Genomic DNA, 15,204 nt, shown 5'->3' on the forward strand with positions numbered 1-15,204 from the left:
GTTACCTGCTTTCAGCCCACGCGGCCCGGCAAAGCCGGGACGGTGACGGTCGGAAGTTCCCCGATTCGGGTGGGGTCGGGCATCGCATCGAGAAGGGCCTGCGAATACGGATTTCGCGGTTTGCAGTAGAACTCTTCGGCGGGAGTCGCTTCCATGAGCCGTCCCTTGTACATCGTTATTACCGTGTCGGTCATGTCCCTCACCAGCGCGAGGTCGTGGGACACCATGATCAGCGTGAGGTTGTTTTCGCCCACGAGTTCCTGGAACAGACCCATGATGCGTTGCTGGTTGGTGACGTCCAGGGCGCTGACCGGCTCATCCGCAACAAGGATTTCCGGATTCGGCGCCAGCGCCCGCGCGATGGCGACGCGCTGGCGCTGGCCTCCGGAAAGATGGGTGGTGCGCAGTCCGAGAATGGTCCGAGGGAGGTGCACTCGATCGCACAGCTCGAGGACCGCAGACGGCGAAGCCTTCCGGTCGGCGACGCCCAGTGCCTCGAGGAGGAGCTCTTCGGCCGTGTTGCGGGGGTCCAGGCTTCGGCTGGCATCCTGAAATACCAGCTGGACTTTACGCCGGAACTCCCGTTCTGACGCCGGATTAAGCCTCGCCATGTCTTGACCTGCTACGGTGACGCGGCCAGCTGTCGGTTTTTCGAGGCCTACCAGCAGACGCGTTAATGTTGACTTGCCTGATCCGGATTCGCCGACGATAGAGGTGGTGCTGCCGCGCGGGATCTCAAAACTGACGTCACTCAGGGCGTGAACAACTGCTCCTCGGCCGAAAATACCCCGCGCGCCGTACCGCTGGCTGGCGCCTTGAACGGAAATGGCAGCGGGTTCATTCGTCCGGGCTGCATTGAGGGGAGCGCGCAGAACGTGCGGCGACGAGAGGCGGGGCGAGGCACTGAGCAGCTCGATCGAGTAGGGGTGCTGCGGGTTCTCCAGGACCGGTGCAACGTCGCCCGATTCGACGATGAGCCCATGCTCCATGACGCTGACCTCGTCACAGAGTCCCGCCACGACGCCGAGGTTGTGCGTAACGAAGACAATACCGAGACCATCGTCGGCCAGCTGGCGCAGGAGACGGAGTACTCCTGCCTGAACCGTAGGATCCAGGGCGGTTGTAGGCTCGTCAGCGATCAGGAGACTGGGACGGTTGGCAAGTGCGAGGGCGATCATTGCCCGTTGGCGCATACCACCGGACAACTGGTGCGGAAACCGGTTTGCCACCTTCTCTGGCTCAGGCAGTCGCGCCTGACCGAGCACCTCGAGCACCCTTGCCCGTGCGGATTCCTTTCCAACGCCATGATCCTGCAAGGAGTGGAAGATCTGCTTGCCTACGGTGAGCATCGGGTGGAAGCCGCTCAGCGGATCCTGCAGCACCATTGATACGACGGAGCCTCGGAGGCGGCGCTGTTCATTCGGGGCGAGATCCAGGATCGGTTGCCCCGCGACAAAGACCTCTCCACCCGTGCGCTCGATGCCCTGCGGCAGCATCCCGAGGCAGCTCAGCCCGGTAAGCGTTTTACCGCTGCCAGACTCACCGACAAGTCCCAGCACTCGACCGGGGGCGACCGAAAGTGAAACTCCCTTGACCAGGTCCCGGGCTCCCTGGGAGGCAGTTAGTCGGAGATCCTCGATTCTCAACACGTGCCTGCCCAGGTCCTCCCCCATTGGAGTGTAGAACTTGGTCATGATGTCCTCTCGGTTTGTCCGGTGGAAAAGGTGATTTCTTCGTTGGCAGCCGAACTTAGCCCAGCACCGGCGAGCCATTCCCTGACGGCCTCGCCGGTCAAGGCAAAGGAGACCACTGACAGGCAGAGCACCAGACCCGGCATGAGGCTAATCCACCACTGGCCGGTGGCGACATAGTTGGCTCCCATGGAGATCACGTAGCCCCATTCGGGTGTAGGGGGACGGACACCGGCCCCTAGGAAGCTCAGTGCGGCGGTGAGGAGTACGGAGACACCGAGGCTGACCGAGATATTCGCCACTGCGCTGTCAACGGAATTGGGGAGGGCATGCCGCGTAAGTGTACGGATCGTTCCGAGGCCCAATATACGGCAGGATGCCACGAGGCCTCCCTGCACTACGGAATGCAGGGATGAGCGGATCAGCCGGGCGAAGATCGGGGTGGCCACAAAGATAACTGCAGTAATCACGGCACCGGTTCCTCGACCAAAAATCGCCGTTAGTGCCAACGCAAAGACGGTGACTGGAATCGACTGGAAAACATCGAGGGCAGCATCGACGATCCGGGCGAGCGCCCTCCAGATCCGGCCGCCAGCGGCGGAAAAGCCACTGATAGAACCGAGCAGGAGTCCGAGGACGAACGAAGCGCCGACGCCAAGCAGCGCGATCGAGAGGTCCGTACGGAAGGCCGCGATGACGACTGAGAAGATGTCGAGACCAGATGCATCGGTTCCGAAGGGGTGCGTGAAGCTGGGTTCCTGGAGGACATCCACCGTGGGCTTTTCCGGGTCGTAGGGAGCGATCCAGGGGCCGATGACGGCACAGACGACGGAGATGAAGCTGCCAATCACGCCTACCTTCCCCGCAAGTGTGGTGGGTATCAGGCTTTTCATGCTTTCCTCAATTGCGGATCGATTGCGGCGTGTAGAAGGTCGTTGGCGAGGTAGACCATGGCTGTAAACAGTCCGGCAATGAGAACGAAGCCCTGCACGCCCACGTAGTCGGAGCGGGTCACAGCTGCCACTGCATACTGTCCTACACCTCCCCAGGAGAAGACGGTTTCGACGAGGACGGCTCCGCCGACGAGAAAGACGGTGGTAGAGGCGAGCGTCGTGACCATAGTTGGCGACGTGAAACGCAGAATGTATCGAACACGTCGCCACGGAGAGATACCCCAGGAATCAGCGAAGCGGGCGAAATCCGAGCCGTTGACTTTCTCGGTCACTGCGGACATGATCCGGATGACAGGTGCCAGGTAGACAAAGATCAACGTGATGCAGGGCAAAATGAGATGTGCTATTGCGTTTGCGACAGCTGGTGGATCGCCGGCGATGGCGGCGTCGATCAGTCCGACGTTCGTTACCGGAGGGACGGTAATTCTCGCGTCCAGCTGGCCGCTCGGCGATGCGCCGATTCCGAGCTGCACGTAGAGTAGGGAGACTAGGCTGAGGCCAACCCAAAAATCGGGAACGACGCCAGCGAGAAACCCGTATCCGCTGACGACCTTGCGGGCGACTCCCTGTGGCCGCCAGAGCAGCCACCCGACTAGCACTAGCGCCAGCAGGATGATCATGAGTAGGGAGAAGAACATCAGGAGCAGGGTTGCGGGTGCCCTCTGCACGAGGTCCTGGACGACGGGGCTGTTGGTTTGGATGGAGGTGCCCCAGTCCCCCTGGAGGACACCGGAGACGTAGTGCCAGAACTGGACCCACAGAGGCTGGTCCAGTCCCATCGACTGGCGAATTCGCTCCACCTGCTCGGCTGTTGCCTGCCCCCCGGCGAGGGCATAGGCAGGATCGCCGGGTATCAGTCGAGTGAGGAAAAAAACAAGGACGAGCAAGCCAAAGAGCTGGACGGGTAGTAGGGAAAGACGTCGGAGGAGGAAACGGCCCAAGACACGGCCCTACTTCACGAGCTTGAGATCGGCGAAGCGGACCCCATTATTCGGATACCACGTGACGTTGGAGACGCGCTTTGAATGCGCGACGTGCCATCCGGGGTTGGCTAGGAGCACCCAGGGCTGCTCCTGCATCCAGATTTGCTGGGCGCGGCCAGCCTTCAGGTTACGGGCTGATGGCTCGGGTTCGACCAGCATCTCTTCGATTAGCGTGTCGAACTCTGCGTTCTTCCAGGACCCGACGTTGAGGTAAGACGTGGACTTCCAGTAGACACCGAGGGCATAGGCTGGGTCAGCGACGAAGGGCCAGAATGCGGCGAGATAGGCTTGACCCCCGCGCTTGTACAGCTTGTCGAAGTAGCTCGACGCCGGCAATCCTTCGAGCAGCACGTTGATCCCGATTTGCTTCAGGGCGGACGCAACGATGGGCGCTATCAGCGGATCTTCGTAGTTGTCGTTGGAAAAGGTCAACGTCAAGTTGAATCCGGACACGCCGGCCTCCGCCATTAGGCTCTTGGCCTTGTCGAGGTTGGTCTTGTACTCGTTATACTTTGCGGTGTGGCCCGGGTAGTCCTCCGGAAGGGGGCTGTTCAAGCCGGTTGCCGTGCCTAGGTACACGCTGCTCAGGATGTCGGCGTAAGGCAAGGCGTAGGCGATTGCCTGGCGGATCCGGGGATCCTTCAAGTTCGGGTCGAGCGCATTGAGCGGCATCACTTGGATCTTATTCGACTTATAGGACGTGACGGTGAGCCCCGCCTTCTCGGCCGACTGCAGCTGGCTCGGACTGAGGTTCATGGCGATGTCCGCTTCGCCAGACTGCAGCAACGCGAGCCGGTTCGCGCTGGTCGGCACAGAGCGCCATACGACCTTGTCGAAGTCAGGCCTTGTCAAGGAATGCGGGTTGGCGGAGAGCGTGACCGTTTGGCCTTCTTGGAAAGCCGAAACGGTGTAAGCGCCGAAGCCGGCTGTGTTCTTGCCGAGCCAACCCTGAGCCCATGGATCGTCGGGGGTGGCGTGCTGCTTTGCGGCAACGGAGTCAAATAGTCCTGCATAGAGCTTGGCTGCGTCGACCTTAAAGAAAATGCTATTCGGCTTGTCGAGGGCGAACCTGACTGTGCGCTCGTCCAGGGCCACCACTTGGTCAGCACTTGTGATTCCCATCGAGTTGGCCATGAACAGGCCGGTTTGCTTGAGGGCGAAGTTGCGTTGAAAGGACCAGAGGACGTCGGCAGACGTCAACTTGTTGCCCAAATTCGAGACGATGTCGTCCCTGAGAGTAATGGTGATGGTTCGCTGATCAGCCGAGACGTCGATTGTCTTGGCAAATCCATTCTCGAGGCCGCCCTTTATTCCACTCGCAAGGATATCGGCGATGGAGGTGCCATTGACCTGCGTCTTGCCAAATGCCACGATGTCACCGCCATAGGTGTTTCCGACTATGTTTTCGCCGGCCACGTTCGCTCCGGCAGCGCTGTCGGTATCAAAGTTGGCGGGGAAATCGGAGCCAACATAAACAAGAGTGGAACTGGAACCGCCGCCCGCCGTGGCCCCGCGCGACGTACAGGACGCGATCAACGGAGTCGCGCCAGCTAGAACACTCAGTGCAAGGAAACCGCGCCTCGACAAATTAGTAGCCATTAGATCCATCCTCAGGATTTTGGGAGAGGGGACATGCCCAGACGGAAGCGGAAGCAGCCGTCTTTTGTCCCATATTTATCTGAACCCGCAACCGGGAAGCGGCTGTTGTGGTTCTGTCGTTTTCCATGCCAACAGTGACACGCACCACGTGGCTTTATCAGTCAGCCAGCAAAAGTCTGCACCGTTTGACGCTCTTGGCGATGGAATGCGCACCGAAGCTGCACTTTATGATCCTGTGGGCATCGAGGAGTGGACGCGAACGAGTGGACGCCGTGACACTGAGTGGAGATAAGGTCCCCCCGGGTCCTGTGAGCCTGATGCGTCAAGTCCTCAGTCTCATTATTCGCCTCTTTGGAGCCCCGAAACGGAGAGACCTGAACCACGGCGGCCCCGGCGAACTTTTGCACATCCTGCGGGACGGACGCCCGCGAACCAGGGCCGATCTGGCCGGGATAATGGGCTTGGGGCGAGCTGCCATCAGTTCCCGCCTCGAGGCCCTCCTGGAACTCGGGCTAGTTGTGCCGGTGTCGGATGCGGCTTCCACCGGAGGACGCCCCTCGGCGCGACTAGCCTTCAACCCCGGTGCAAGGCTGGTCGCTGCCGCCGACATCGGCGCCACACACGCGACCGTGACTCTCACGGACCTGTCGGGAAGGATTCTCTTGGAAACCACTGAACGACTTGAGATTTCGTGCGGACCCGAATTTGTTCTGGACTGGCTAGCGGTGACACTGCAGGGTCATTTGGAAACGAAGAAGCGTCCGGCAACGGACATCATCGCTGTCGGCATCGGCCTACCCCGAAAAGCCGGCCGTGGACAAGGTGTGGATATTGTCCACACCTCCTTTGGCCGGACAAGCACCCGATGAGCGGACTCTGTCCGGTTCGCAGAAAAACAGATATCCGCGGAAGATCCCCGAAGAGAAATCGGCCTCGTCATGTCGTCACCACAACTCCCGGCCATGAATGAGAGTGACGGCCAACAACTGGCCACCGGAACAGCCAGATAGGACGCCGCATACCCTAGATTCCAGCAGGCGGAGGGCCCACCAGCCAGGACCCTGACCCCGCCACCCACAAAACCGAATAGGCCACCGCGGCGACCAGGCCACAGGCCGCGACCAGCGTCAACTGGACCCAAACCGGGTCGATGTACGCACGTTAAAGCAAAAACCCCCTCTGACGAGGGGGAATGCTGTGCCCGAGGTGGGACTCGAACTGTATTCCAGCCCCTGCAAACTCTGGGCTCCCTCGGAAAAATAAGGATTCCGGCCCGATCCGGTCCACATACGACGCAGTCCGAAGCCCAGAGTGTGTACTTTGTACACACTTCCTTCTTGCCACATTTCAGGCAGCCCAAAGCGCTGCGTGGGAACCAGGGAAACGGCCAGCCAACAATGCTGAACTAAGTTCACTCCTCCATGAACCACCTGGCTAGTGTAGGCGCCGAAGCCTCCCACGAGAAGATGACTGTCCCGCCTCAAATATCCTGAAGCAAGCCGCACCGAAGTCTTGGCGCTTGCCACAGCCTGAATGAGAGGGAATGACCTGGTCTGAGATCTACGCCATTGTCATGCAACAGAAAAGCGCTCTGTCCGGACCCCCGCCAGCATCGCTGCATCCCACCACCGGATCGCCGACGGCGTGGCCCATGCCATCCAATGGCACTCCGGTGGCCTCATAGCCGAACCGGTCGAGTTCGCTGATGAGCCCGTAACCTGACCGATGGAGCAGCAGACTGAGTAGTCGGTCCTACCGGAGTCCGTGAGTCACAGCAGGCCGATAGCCGGCGTCCATGTGCCGGTGGGGGCTGTGGCCGCGCGCTGTGACTTCCTGGATGCCGCCCACTTCAGCCACTCCGTGATGCCTTCGGCGAATCTCCCAGCGACTGGCGACGCGGCGCTTGAACGCAGCCGCGGGGACGCCGGGGCGTCAGCTGCCGAGGTGTCCGGTTGCGCCGAGCACGACATCCAGCCAGGAAACCCGGTTGGCGAAGCGGCGCGTTTTCCCGGGGGCAGTCCAGCGGTAGTCGTCATGCTCCCAGTCAATCTGTAGCCGGCGTCGCGCGGTGACGGCAGTGAAGGTGTGGACGACCCAGGACCCTCCGGAGTCATCATTGAGCAGCAGGGCAGGTCCCTGACGAAGGTCGAGGAGATCCGAAGACTGCAGCCCGGTCTCCTCGAAGAGCTCCCGGTCTGCCTGCTGGTGCGGCGACACGCCCGCTTCGAGGAATCCAGTGACGCAGTGCCAGCGGCCCCTGTCGTGATTCAGGTGCTGACTACGCTTGAGCAGTGCAATCTTTCCCCGCCATTCGATAACGACGGCGACGACGGCACGGGCTGGCGGGGCTATGGGCGCCGGAGCGCCTGTCACTTCAGCGGTGATGCTCATGGTCATTCCGCATCCGAGCCGCGCTCCTGGAAGTCCGGCTCAACCCGCTCCCCGCGCAGGTCGCTGTCTCCGCTGAGCACCGACGTCAGGAATCGTTCAAGTTCGAGGCTGAGCGCAGAGTCCGCTTCGCCCTCCGGGACCCAGGAGCGGCCCTGCTCAAGATAGATCCCTTCCCAGGGTGAGCAGACAATCTGCCCAGCAGGGCCGAACACCTGGGGTTCAACATGGTTCCGCGGTCCCGCAATAGTGCCGGACGGCCTGCGCGCCGCGGAGTTCTTTGCAAAACGATGAATGATCGACATTCGACTTCCCTTTCGATCCGGCCCAGGCGCGTCTTCGTACCTGAGTGAGCGGCAGATGCTAAAAATGAACGTCATGTTCACTTTTTGAACGACTGGTAAGACTATGGCACATATCACACGCGCAATCAAGATCTGCGGGGCGGAATCTCTGGGGGCCACCCCCTCGTTCCCGGCAGTCCTGGGCGCAATGAGGGCTCTTTGCGTGCCGCGTCTTGACCAAATCAGGGCGCGAAGCTATAAATTGAACAACGCGTTCAAAATTTGTGAATGCTGGCTTCCACCACTTATACGAGAGCTCGAAGATGACCACACCTCCCATGACCCGGCAAGCGCGGGACGGGTCGCTGCCGGCCATGCCTGTTCCGGACTGGTCCAAGCTTTCCCGCAACGACCTTGTTCACGTGCGCCACGGAAATGACACTCCGGTCACAGGACGAATCGACGTCATCGCGGCAGACCGGAGCGTCTTCTGGCTGATCCAGTCCGCGGGCCTCGGAAGGGTAATGATCTGCAGCGCGGACAATCCCCAAGTCATCAAGATGGCGGCCTAAGGCAGCCCACTGTCGGCCCGTTCAAGCGTGCTCTCGGATACGCGGCAATCCCGGGCCAGGCCTCCCACACGCCACATTGACACCAGACCACCACAGTGGGGCACCAGCTCATGAGGAAACCGCCAACGGAATTCATGGCCGTATTTTGCGGCGGCGCGAGGGCCGTTTGGGCGGGGTGCACGTCGATCTCGCTCGGCTGGATCAGCGATGGCCTGCTGTTCCAGGCATGCAACGTGACCGGAGCGGCAGCACCCGGAACGCTGCGCGATATACCCGGCTGAGCCATCACTGAGCATGCCACAACGATGGGCTGGGGAACGGCAAGCATAGAGGTGCGTACGTATGTACGCGCCTCTATGGGCTACTGCATCCGGTGGCGCATCTCGCCGACGCCGTCGATACGGGTGACGAGTTCGTCCCCGGGTGCGAGAAAGCGCTGGGGAACTCGTCCGACGCCTACCCCTGGTGGCGTGCCGGTAAAGATAATGTCTCCCGGGAGCAGCGTGGTGACTTTGGACAGGCGGGCGATAATCTCGGGAACCGGAAACACCATGTCCGAGGTGTTGCCCTTTTGAACTTCTTCTCCGTTGATGATGCAGCCCAGTTCGAGGCTGTCCGGGTCGTCAAATTCATCGGGGGTGACCAGAAAGGGACCAACGGGCCCGAAACCGGGGAAAGACTTAGCCAGGCTGTACTGCGGGGCGGGACCCTGGGCCTGCATCGTGCGCTCGGAGAGGTCCTGTCCCGCGGATACGCCCGCGACATGGTTCCACGCGTCCTTTGCAGGGATGTCTCTGCCGCCGCGGCCAATAACTGCCACGAGTTCGACTTCCCAGTCCACGGTTCCGGGCGGAAGCTTGATGTTTCCGTAGGGGCCGGCCAGTGAGCTGGAGAACTTTGTGAAGACGGTGAGGTCCTCGGGTACGGCAAGTGAAGCCTCTGCTGCATGGGCGGCGTAGTTGAGTCCGATGGCAAAGACCTGACGCGGTCGCGGTGCAGGGTTGCCGAACTCCCCCAGCGGCACGTGCGCCAGGGGCTTTCCGGGTTTGTTGTGAAGTCTGGCCGCGACTTCCACAAGCTCGTCCCAGCGTTCGTAGCAGTCCTGGATGGCCGGGCTGAAACGCCCCCGGGTTGCCTGTGAGATGTCAATGAGGTGGCTGTCCGGCGTGACGAGCGTCAGTCGGTTGGCAATGTTGGCCAGGCGCACGCGTGGTCCTTCTGGTCGGGGGCGATAAAGTGTCGAGCGGTTCGAAGCGTGGGTGGTGTGCCCGGCCTGCAGAGGGCCGCCGGGCACACCGCCTCATTTCCTGTCAGGCGGAGACGTCAAATTCGACAGTGCCCCAGCCTTCGAAGGTGCCGGACCAGCGGCCCGCTTCCTTCATGGGCACCGCTTGCAGGCAGCTTCCCGGCAGGATGACCTGTCCGGCTTCGAACTCGACGCCGTACTCGGCGAGGCGGTTGACAAGCCAGGCGACCGCCGCGAGGGGGTTGCCAAGGATGTTGCCGGTCGTTCCGGTGATGACTTCGCGGTCGTTAAACTTCAGGACGCCGCGGGTGTCGCGAAGGTTCAGTTCAGTGATGAGTCGTGGCGTGCCGCCGAGGATGACCGCGCCTGTCGAGCCGTTGTCCGCGAGCGTGTCCGGAAGTCCGATGGCCCAGTTCCGCACCCGGGAGTCGATGATTTCGATGGCCGGCAACGCGTAGTCGATGGCGTTGATGACGTCGGCGATGGTCGTGTTCTTGCCACCGAGGGGCCTGCGGAGGACGAAAGCCGGTTCGAGTTCCACGAAGGGCTCGATGAACTTGTCCAGCTCCAGGGTGGTTCCTTCAAAGGCGAAGCCGCCGGCCAGGAGGTGCCCGTAGTCCGGCTGGTCCAGGCCGAAGGCGTCCTGCATGACTTTGGCGATGTTCCCCAGTTTGTAGCCTACGAGCCGGTCGCCGTTTGCCACTGCATGGTCGACGTTGATCTTCTGAACTTCGAAGGCAGTGTCAGCGTCCAGGGACGGCCAGGTCTCCGTGGGGGCTGCGATCGGTTCGCCCTTCAGCCGGGCGGTGCGGAGGGTGTCCGCGATATCTTCAAGCGTGTTGGTTGACATGGTGAAATCCTTTGCGTGCTCGGCATCGCGTTGAGGGCAAGCCGTTTCGGGTGGGATTGGATCTCCGGCCCCGGACGATTTGTTGTTGGAGAGGTCTGTCCGGGGCCGGAAGCTTGTGCCGGGCAGGCTTAGCGGTCCTGCTCTGGCTTGCCGTCGACAAGACGGTGGACGTTCCACGGGTTGGCATCCTGCAGCGGCGCCGGCAGGAGTTGCTCCGGGAAGTTCTGGTAGGCCACGGGGCGCAGGAACCGGTCGATCGCCAGCGTTCCCACGGAAGTTGTCTTGGAGTCCGAGGTTGCCGGGTAGGGGCCGCCGTGGACCATGGCGTGGCCGACTTCCACGCCGGTGGGCCAGCCGTTGAGGAGGATCCTGCCGACCCTGCGTTCCAGTGCGGGTATCAGGCCCGAGGCCGCAGAATAGTCCTTGTCAGCGACGTGCAGGGAGGCCGTGAGCTGGCCCTCGAGCTTGCCGGTGGCCTCGATCAGGTCGTCGACTCCTTTGTAACGCACCACCAGGCTCGCGGCACCAAAGATTTCCTCGTGCAGGAGGGGGTTGGTGGTGAAGACGTCCAAGTCTGCGCCGAAGACGGCAGGGGCCGGAGCGTTTTCGGAAGGCCCCGGGGTTCCCTCGCCGATCAGCTCGACTTCGGGAACGGATGCCAGGGTGTTGTAGCCGTGCTGCCATGCGGAGGCGATGCCGCCGGTCAGCATGGTCTGGCCGGAAAGCTTGGTGACGGCTTCCGTGACAGCTGCGGCGAAACGTTCCCCGGCCTCGCCGGCGGGTACGAAGACCAGCCCCGGTGCGGTGCAGAGCTGCCCGGAGCTACCCGTTACGGAGGCGACATACTGCTGTGCGAGTGTTTCGATGTCGTCTTCCAGTGCGCCCGGGAAGACATAGACGGGGTTGATGGAGGACATTTCCGCGTACACCGGGATCGGTTCCGGGCGGGCTGCGGCTGTGCGCATCAGCGCGGTACCGCCGGCGCGGGAACCCGTGAAGCCGACTGCCTTGATGGCGGGGTCCGCAACGAGTGCCTGGCCGATGCTCGAGCCCGCACCATAGACAAGGGAGAAGACTCCGGGGTGGAGGTCAAGGTCGCGGACTGCCTTGACGATTGCCTGGCCCACGAGCTCGGCGGTCCCCGGGTGGGCATTATGCGCCTTGACGATCACCGGGCAACCTGCGGCGAACGCGGAGGCTGTGTCTCCGCCGGCCACGGAGAAGGCCAGCGGGAAGTTGCTGGCGCCGAAGACGGCGACGGGGCCGAGGGGAATCTGGCGCTGCCGGATGTCGGCCCTGGGCAAGGGCGTCCGCCCAGGCAGTGCGGGGTCGATCCGGACTCCGCGGAAATCTCCTTGCCGGACGACGTCGGCGAAGAGGCGAAGCTGTCCCGTGGTCCGCGCCCGTTCGCCGCGCAGCCGGTCAAGACCAAGTCCGGTCTCGGTCGATGCCCGTTCAATCAGTTCATCACCGATGGCGTCGATGTTCTCGGCGATGGCTTCCAGGAACCTGGCATGCCGTTCCGGTTCCAGTGCACTGAATGAGTCGAATGCGTCGGCGGCCGCTTCGGTGGCCTTCCTCAGCTGCTGCTCGCTGACCAGCGTGTAGGCCGGCTCCAGCTGTTCGTTGGTGGCGGGATTGATCCCGTGGACCGTGCCATTGGTGCCGGGTGTGGTTTCCCCTGCGATGAGGGAATGTCCTTCAAGTGTCATTGGTGCGCCTCCTGGGGCGGTTGAAAGCCTGCTGGGGTCGGCGGCACCTCGACGTGCCGCCGACCGGGGTTGTTGGGCCGGCTCGACTGAAGTGTTCAGGCGTTGCCGGCGCCCAAGTGCCAGATGCCGAGGGCTGAGAGGAGTTCGCGCGGGTCCCAAACAACCCATTCTTCGGCGAGTTTGTCGCCGTCGAACCGAAGGAAGGATGCGCCTGTTACGGTGATGTTGCGCCCCGTGGCGGGCACGTCCATGAACTCGCCCTGGTGCGTGCCCCTGGTCTGCCAATGGATCGCTGCGGTCGAGCCATCTTCAATGATGTGCAGGATTTCCGTGGTCGTGTCCGGGAACGCGACGTGTGTGGCTTCGATGGTTTTCCTCAGGCTGGCGTAGTCTTCGCTGCCGGACTTGGAGCGACGGACGTAGTTCGGTGAAAGCAACTGTTCGAAGGCGGCCAGGTCTCCGTCGCCCCAGGCGCGGTTCCAGGCGTTAAGAATGGTTTCCCGCCGGCTCATGATGCGCTCCTTGCTTCTGCTGGTGCCGATTGTGCTGGTGCCGGGATCTCCATGGGCAGGTACTGTCCGAATTTCCCGCCCCTGAACAGCAGCGCGTCGCCGCTTCCTTCGTCCATGTTGGTCACGGCTCCCACCACCATGTAGTGGTCGCCCACCACAACCTCTGCGGTGACGACGCAGTCGATGTAGGCTGTGGCTCCGTCCAGGTGCGGGGTTCCGAGGGGGCCGGTGGTGCAGGGCAGCCCTTCGAACTTCTGAGGTCCCTTCCGGGACAGGGACCGGCAGATGCCGATCTGGTCGTCGGAGAGGATGTTGGCCGTGAAGTTCTGCAGCTTGCGCATCTTCGGCCAGGTGGAGGACGACTTGTCGACGCAAAACATGACCAGGGGCGGGTCCAGTGACAGGGACTGGAAGGTGCCGACCACCAAGCCGAGCTTCTCGTCGTCGTCGTTGACGCCGGTGATGGCCGTGACGCCGGTGGGCAGCTTGCCCAGGATCTGGCGGTAGTAAGCGGGCGTGATGTCAGCCACGGGGCTGGCGGCGGTTGCTGGAGTAATGTCCATGTCAGTGTTCCTTGATCAGGTGATTTGGATCAGGCGACTTCGCGGAAGCTTCCGAAGCGGCCGCCGTGGAAGATGAGGGGGGCGCCCTCACCGGGCGTCATGTCCAGCACACTGGCGATGACGACGACGTGGTCGCCGGCGACGAACTGCTGTTCGATCCGGCAATCGAACCAGGCGAGGGACCCGTGGATGTGCGGGGTTCCCCAGCCGGACTCGGACCAGCCAACGGAGCTGAGTTTGTCCTCGCCCTTGGCGGACAGGGCGCGGCAGACCTGCTCCTGGTCCTCGGCGAGCAGGCTGATGCTGAACTGCTCGGCCGCGGCGATCCTGGGCCAGCTCGTGGACGTGTGCATCACGCTGAACGTCACGAGTGCGGGTTCCATGGAGAGGGATGCGAACGTCCCGACGATCATGGCGTTCTGGGCGCCGGTTGCGGGGTCTGTGGAGCAGACGGCGGCGACGCCGGTGGGCAGGTGGCGCATGACGGCGCGGTAGAGCTGCGAGTCGATCGGACGGGCTATGGCTGGAGCGCTCATGACTCCGCCCTCAGTTCAGCGCCGACGTTACGGGCTGCCCGGAGTCCGCTTTCAATCGCCCCGTCGAAGAAGCCGGCCCAGATGTTCGCGGTGTCGCTGCTGGCGAAGTGCAGCGCGCCTTCGCTGGCCTGCTGTGCCTGGTGGTATTTGGTGAGCTGGCCGGGGCGCTGGATCTGCCAGGTTTCCTCGGCGTAGGGGTCTTCGCCCCATTTGTGTCCGGTGACCTCGAGGACTTCCAGGTCGTCGCGCCATACCTTGATGGCTTCCTGGACTTGCTCGGGATCGGTGACATCGATGCGGGTCGCGTCGGCGCCGAAGCCGACCAGGACGGCGTCGGTTTCTCCGACGAACTCGGTGCGGATCACGGACAGCGGCTTGTCCTGGGCGGAGTAGGCGAAGAAGGGCTTGATGGGTCCCTTGACGCGGATCCAGGCCTTGACGCCCTGGGATGCGGTCCTTTCCCGGCTGGGGGCGAGCTTGCCCTCGGACAGGGCGGGCTGGACATCGAGCTTGTGCAGCACATTCTGCGGCAGGGTGATGACCACCTTCTTGGCCTGGATCTCCTTGCCCTCGCCGTAGCTGATGGTGGCGCCGTCGCTGTGGTGGCGGACGCTGGTCACCGGCGTGTTGCGGCGGATGTCGGCGTTGGTGTCCTCGGCAATGGCGGTGACCAGGGTGTCGTTGCCGTGCTTCAGGCGGTAGATCGCCGAGGCCTCGTGCATCAGGTGCCAGTGCCCGGAGGATCCGGCGGTCCAGCGCAGGGCGTTGACGTAGGCGCACTGGTCCAGGGGTGCGTTGAAGTGGCCCACCCAGGCGGCCTCGTTCGCGTTGCGCTCGTCCTCGGAGAGGTCCAGCTTGTCCAGCATTTCCTGCAGGTTGTACTGGTCAACCTCGGCAAGGTTCTCCACGGTCAGCGGCGCGTCCGGTCGGGGCAGCCACGTCACGGTGTCTTCGAGCAGACGGGTCATGCCGGGGTCGATCAGCTTCATGAAGTCATCGAGGTTGCCGCGGCGCACCTCGTTGCCGGCCAGCCAGTAGGTTTCTTCCGAGCGGGGGCCGCGGGAGACCTCCAGGCCGTAGCGGGTGACCTCGGCCCAGACATGAGGCTGGGTCCAGTGCAGCCAGTTGCCGCCGAGCTCCAGGTTCTGGCCCAGGCGGCGCTCGGTCCACAGGCGGCCGCCAAGGCGATCGCGGGCTTCCAGGACAACCACCCTGTGGCCGCGGTTGCCGAGCTCACGGGCGGTGATGAGGCCGGCAAGACCGGCACCGATGACGACTACGTCAGTCTGTTCAGTCATTGGAATATCTCCGTTGA

At 62.7% G+C, this 15,204-nt stretch carries 15 protein-coding genes and 1 pseudogene; 3 read left to right on the forward strand and 13 right to left on the reverse strand.

Annotated features, from left to right (window positions below; translation table 11 throughout):
* Nucleotides 1-11: 11 nt before the first annotated feature.
* Genes ACVWZ7_RS02465 through ACVWZ7_RS02480 form a run of 4 tightly spaced genes read right to left on the reverse strand, consistent with a single transcriptional unit; the run spans nt 12 to nt 5,226 of the window.
* Nucleotides 12-1,694 carry an ATP-binding cassette domain-containing protein gene (locus ACVWZ7_RS02465; RefSeq protein ID WP_456506860.1) on the reverse strand — a complete coding sequence of 561 codons (1,683 nt, stop codon included), beginning with the start codon at nt 1,692-1,694 and terminating at the stop codon, nt 12-14.
* Nucleotides 1,691-2,584 carry an ABC transporter permease gene (locus ACVWZ7_RS02470; protein WP_456506861.1) on the reverse strand — a complete coding sequence of 298 codons (894 nt, stop codon included), beginning with the start codon at nt 2,582-2,584 and terminating at the stop codon, nt 1,691-1,693. Before ACVWZ7_RS02470 ends, ACVWZ7_RS02465 begins: the two co-directional genes overlap by 4 nt.
* On the reverse strand, nt 2,581-3,585 hold the full coding sequence (locus ACVWZ7_RS02475) for an ABC transporter permease (RefSeq protein ID WP_456506862.1): 1,005 nt from the start codon (nt 3,583-3,585) through the stop codon (nt 2,581-2,583). The genes ACVWZ7_RS02470 and ACVWZ7_RS02475 overlap by 4 nt, the downstream gene beginning before the upstream one ends.
* Nucleotides 3,586-3,594: 9 nt before the next feature.
* Nucleotides 3,595-5,226, reverse strand: coding sequence for an ABC transporter substrate-binding protein (locus ACVWZ7_RS02480; protein ID WP_456506863.1), 1,632 nt, complete (start codon nt 5,224-5,226; stop codon nt 3,595-3,597).
* 662 nt (nt 5,227-5,888) lie between these two features.
* Between ACVWZ7_RS02480 and ACVWZ7_RS02485 the strand changes: the two genes are divergently transcribed.
* A complete protein-coding gene (locus ACVWZ7_RS02485; RefSeq protein WP_456506864.1) occupies nt 5,889-6,095 on the forward strand; it encodes a hypothetical protein in 207 nt (68 codons plus the stop codon).
* A gap of 934 nt (nt 6,096-7,029) precedes the next feature.
* Nucleotides 7,030-7,133, forward strand: a pseudogene (locus tag ACVWZ7_RS02490) (AraC family transcriptional regulator); the annotation flags it as partial.
* Between the two features lie 25 nt (nt 7,134-7,158).
* Here the strand turns inward: ACVWZ7_RS02490 and ACVWZ7_RS02495 are convergent.
* Both ACVWZ7_RS02495 and ACVWZ7_RS02500 read right to left on the reverse strand, forming a co-directional pair.
* Nucleotides 7,159-7,617 (reverse strand): NUDIX domain-containing protein, encoded by a 459-nt coding sequence (locus ACVWZ7_RS02495; protein ID WP_456506865.1) that lies wholly within the window; start codon nt 7,615-7,617, stop codon nt 7,159-7,161.
* 2 nt (nt 7,618-7,619) lie between these two features.
* Nucleotides 7,620-7,919, reverse strand: a complete 300-nt coding sequence (locus tag ACVWZ7_RS02500) for a hypothetical protein (RefSeq protein WP_456506866.1) — start codon at nt 7,917-7,919, stop codon at nt 7,620-7,622.
* Nucleotides 7,920-8,221: 302 nt separating this feature from the next.
* Between ACVWZ7_RS02500 and ACVWZ7_RS02505 the strand changes: the two genes are divergently transcribed.
* Nucleotides 8,222-8,470, forward strand: a complete 249-nt coding sequence (locus tag ACVWZ7_RS02505) for a hypothetical protein (RefSeq protein WP_456506867.1) — start codon at nt 8,222-8,224, stop codon at nt 8,468-8,470.
* A gap of 361 nt (nt 8,471-8,831) precedes the next feature.
* Here ACVWZ7_RS02505 and ACVWZ7_RS02510 read toward each other — a convergent pair whose 3' ends face one another.
* The 7 genes from ACVWZ7_RS02510 to ACVWZ7_RS02540 all read right to left on the reverse strand — a co-directional run bounded on the left by ACVWZ7_RS02510 (nt 8,832) and on the right by ACVWZ7_RS02540 (nt 15,187).
* Entirely contained in the window at nt 8,832-9,677 is an 846-nt protein-coding gene (locus tag ACVWZ7_RS02510) for a fumarylacetoacetate hydrolase family protein (protein WP_456506868.1), read from the reverse strand.
* A 103-nt stretch (nt 9,678-9,780) separates the two neighbouring features.
* Complete coding sequence (locus tag ACVWZ7_RS02515; RefSeq protein WP_091252536.1) at nt 9,781-10,566, reverse strand: 2-keto-4-pentenoate hydratase; 786 nt, start codon at nt 10,564-10,566, stop codon at nt 9,781-9,783.
* 128 nt (nt 10,567-10,694) lie between these two features.
* Nucleotides 10,695-12,278: an aldehyde dehydrogenase (NADP(+)) gene (locus ACVWZ7_RS02520; RefSeq protein ID WP_456506869.1), complete on the reverse strand. Its 1,584-nt coding sequence runs from the start codon at nt 12,276-12,278 to the stop codon at nt 10,695-10,697.
* A 95-nt stretch (nt 12,279-12,373) separates the two neighbouring features.
* Nucleotides 12,374-12,790 (reverse strand): ester cyclase, encoded by a 417-nt coding sequence (locus ACVWZ7_RS02525; RefSeq protein ID WP_091252540.1) that lies wholly within the window; start codon nt 12,788-12,790, stop codon nt 12,374-12,376.
* Complete coding sequence (locus tag ACVWZ7_RS02530) at nt 12,787-13,353, reverse strand: flavin reductase family protein (protein ID WP_456506870.1); 567 nt, start codon at nt 13,351-13,353, stop codon at nt 12,787-12,789. The genes ACVWZ7_RS02525 and ACVWZ7_RS02530 overlap by 4 nt, the downstream gene beginning before the upstream one ends.
* Nucleotides 13,354-13,382: 29 nt before the next feature.
* Nucleotides 13,383-13,889, reverse strand: a complete 507-nt coding sequence (locus ACVWZ7_RS02535; RefSeq protein WP_456506871.1) for a flavin reductase family protein — start codon at nt 13,887-13,889, stop codon at nt 13,383-13,385.
* Nucleotides 13,886-15,187: a flavin monoamine oxidase family protein gene (locus ACVWZ7_RS02540; protein ID WP_456506872.1), complete on the reverse strand. Its 1,302-nt coding sequence runs from the start codon at nt 15,185-15,187 to the stop codon at nt 13,886-13,888. Before ACVWZ7_RS02540 ends, ACVWZ7_RS02535 begins: the two co-directional genes overlap by 4 nt.
* Between the last annotated feature and the right edge of the window lie 17 nt (nt 15,188-15,204).

It is taken from the genome of Arthrobacter sp. TE12232, from assembly GCF_054062615.1.

Bases quoted from the DNA above. Each gene is read 5' to 3' on its own strand.
- ACVWZ7_RS02465 (WP_456506860.1), bottom strand. From the start codon at position 1,694: ATGACCAAGTTCTACACTCCAATGGGGGAGGACCTGGGCAGGCACGTG.
- ACVWZ7_RS02470 (WP_456506861.1), bottom strand. From the start codon at position 2,584: ATGAAAAGCCTGATACCCACCACACTTGCGGGGAAGGTAGGCGTGATT.
- ACVWZ7_RS02480 (WP_456506863.1), bottom strand. From the start codon at position 5,226: ATGGCTACTAATTTGTCGAGGCGCGGTTTCCTTGCACTGAGTGTTCTA.
- ACVWZ7_RS02495 (WP_456506865.1), bottom strand. From the start codon at position 7,617: ATGAGCATCACCGCTGAAGTGACAGGCGCTCCGGCGCCCATAGCCCCG.
- ACVWZ7_RS02500 (WP_456506866.1), bottom strand. From the start codon at position 7,919: ATGTCGATCATTCATCGTTTTGCAAAGAACTCCGCGGCGCGCAGGCCG.
- ACVWZ7_RS02505 (WP_456506867.1), top strand. From the start codon at position 8,222: ATGACCACACCTCCCATGACCCGGCAAGCGCGGGACGGGTCGCTGCCG.
- ACVWZ7_RS02515 (WP_091252536.1), bottom strand. From the start codon at position 10,566: ATGTCAACCAACACGCTTGAAGATATCGCGGACACCCTCCGCACCGCC.
- ACVWZ7_RS02520 (WP_456506869.1), bottom strand. From the start codon at position 12,278: ATGACACTTGAAGGACATTCCCTCATCGCAGGGGAAACCACACCCGGC.
- ACVWZ7_RS02525 (WP_091252540.1), bottom strand. From the start codon at position 12,790: ATGAGCCGGCGGGAAACCATTCTTAACGCCTGGAACCGCGCCTGGGGC.
- ACVWZ7_RS02530 (WP_456506870.1), bottom strand. From the start codon at position 13,353: ATGGACATTACTCCAGCAACCGCCGCCAGCCCCGTGGCTGACATCACG.
- ACVWZ7_RS02535 (WP_456506871.1), bottom strand. From the start codon at position 13,889: ATGAGCGCTCCAGCCATAGCCCGTCCGATCGACTCGCAGCTCTACCGC.
- ACVWZ7_RS02540 (WP_456506872.1), bottom strand. From the start codon at position 15,187: ATGACTGAACAGACTGACGTAGTCGTCATCGGTGCCGGTCTTGCCGGC.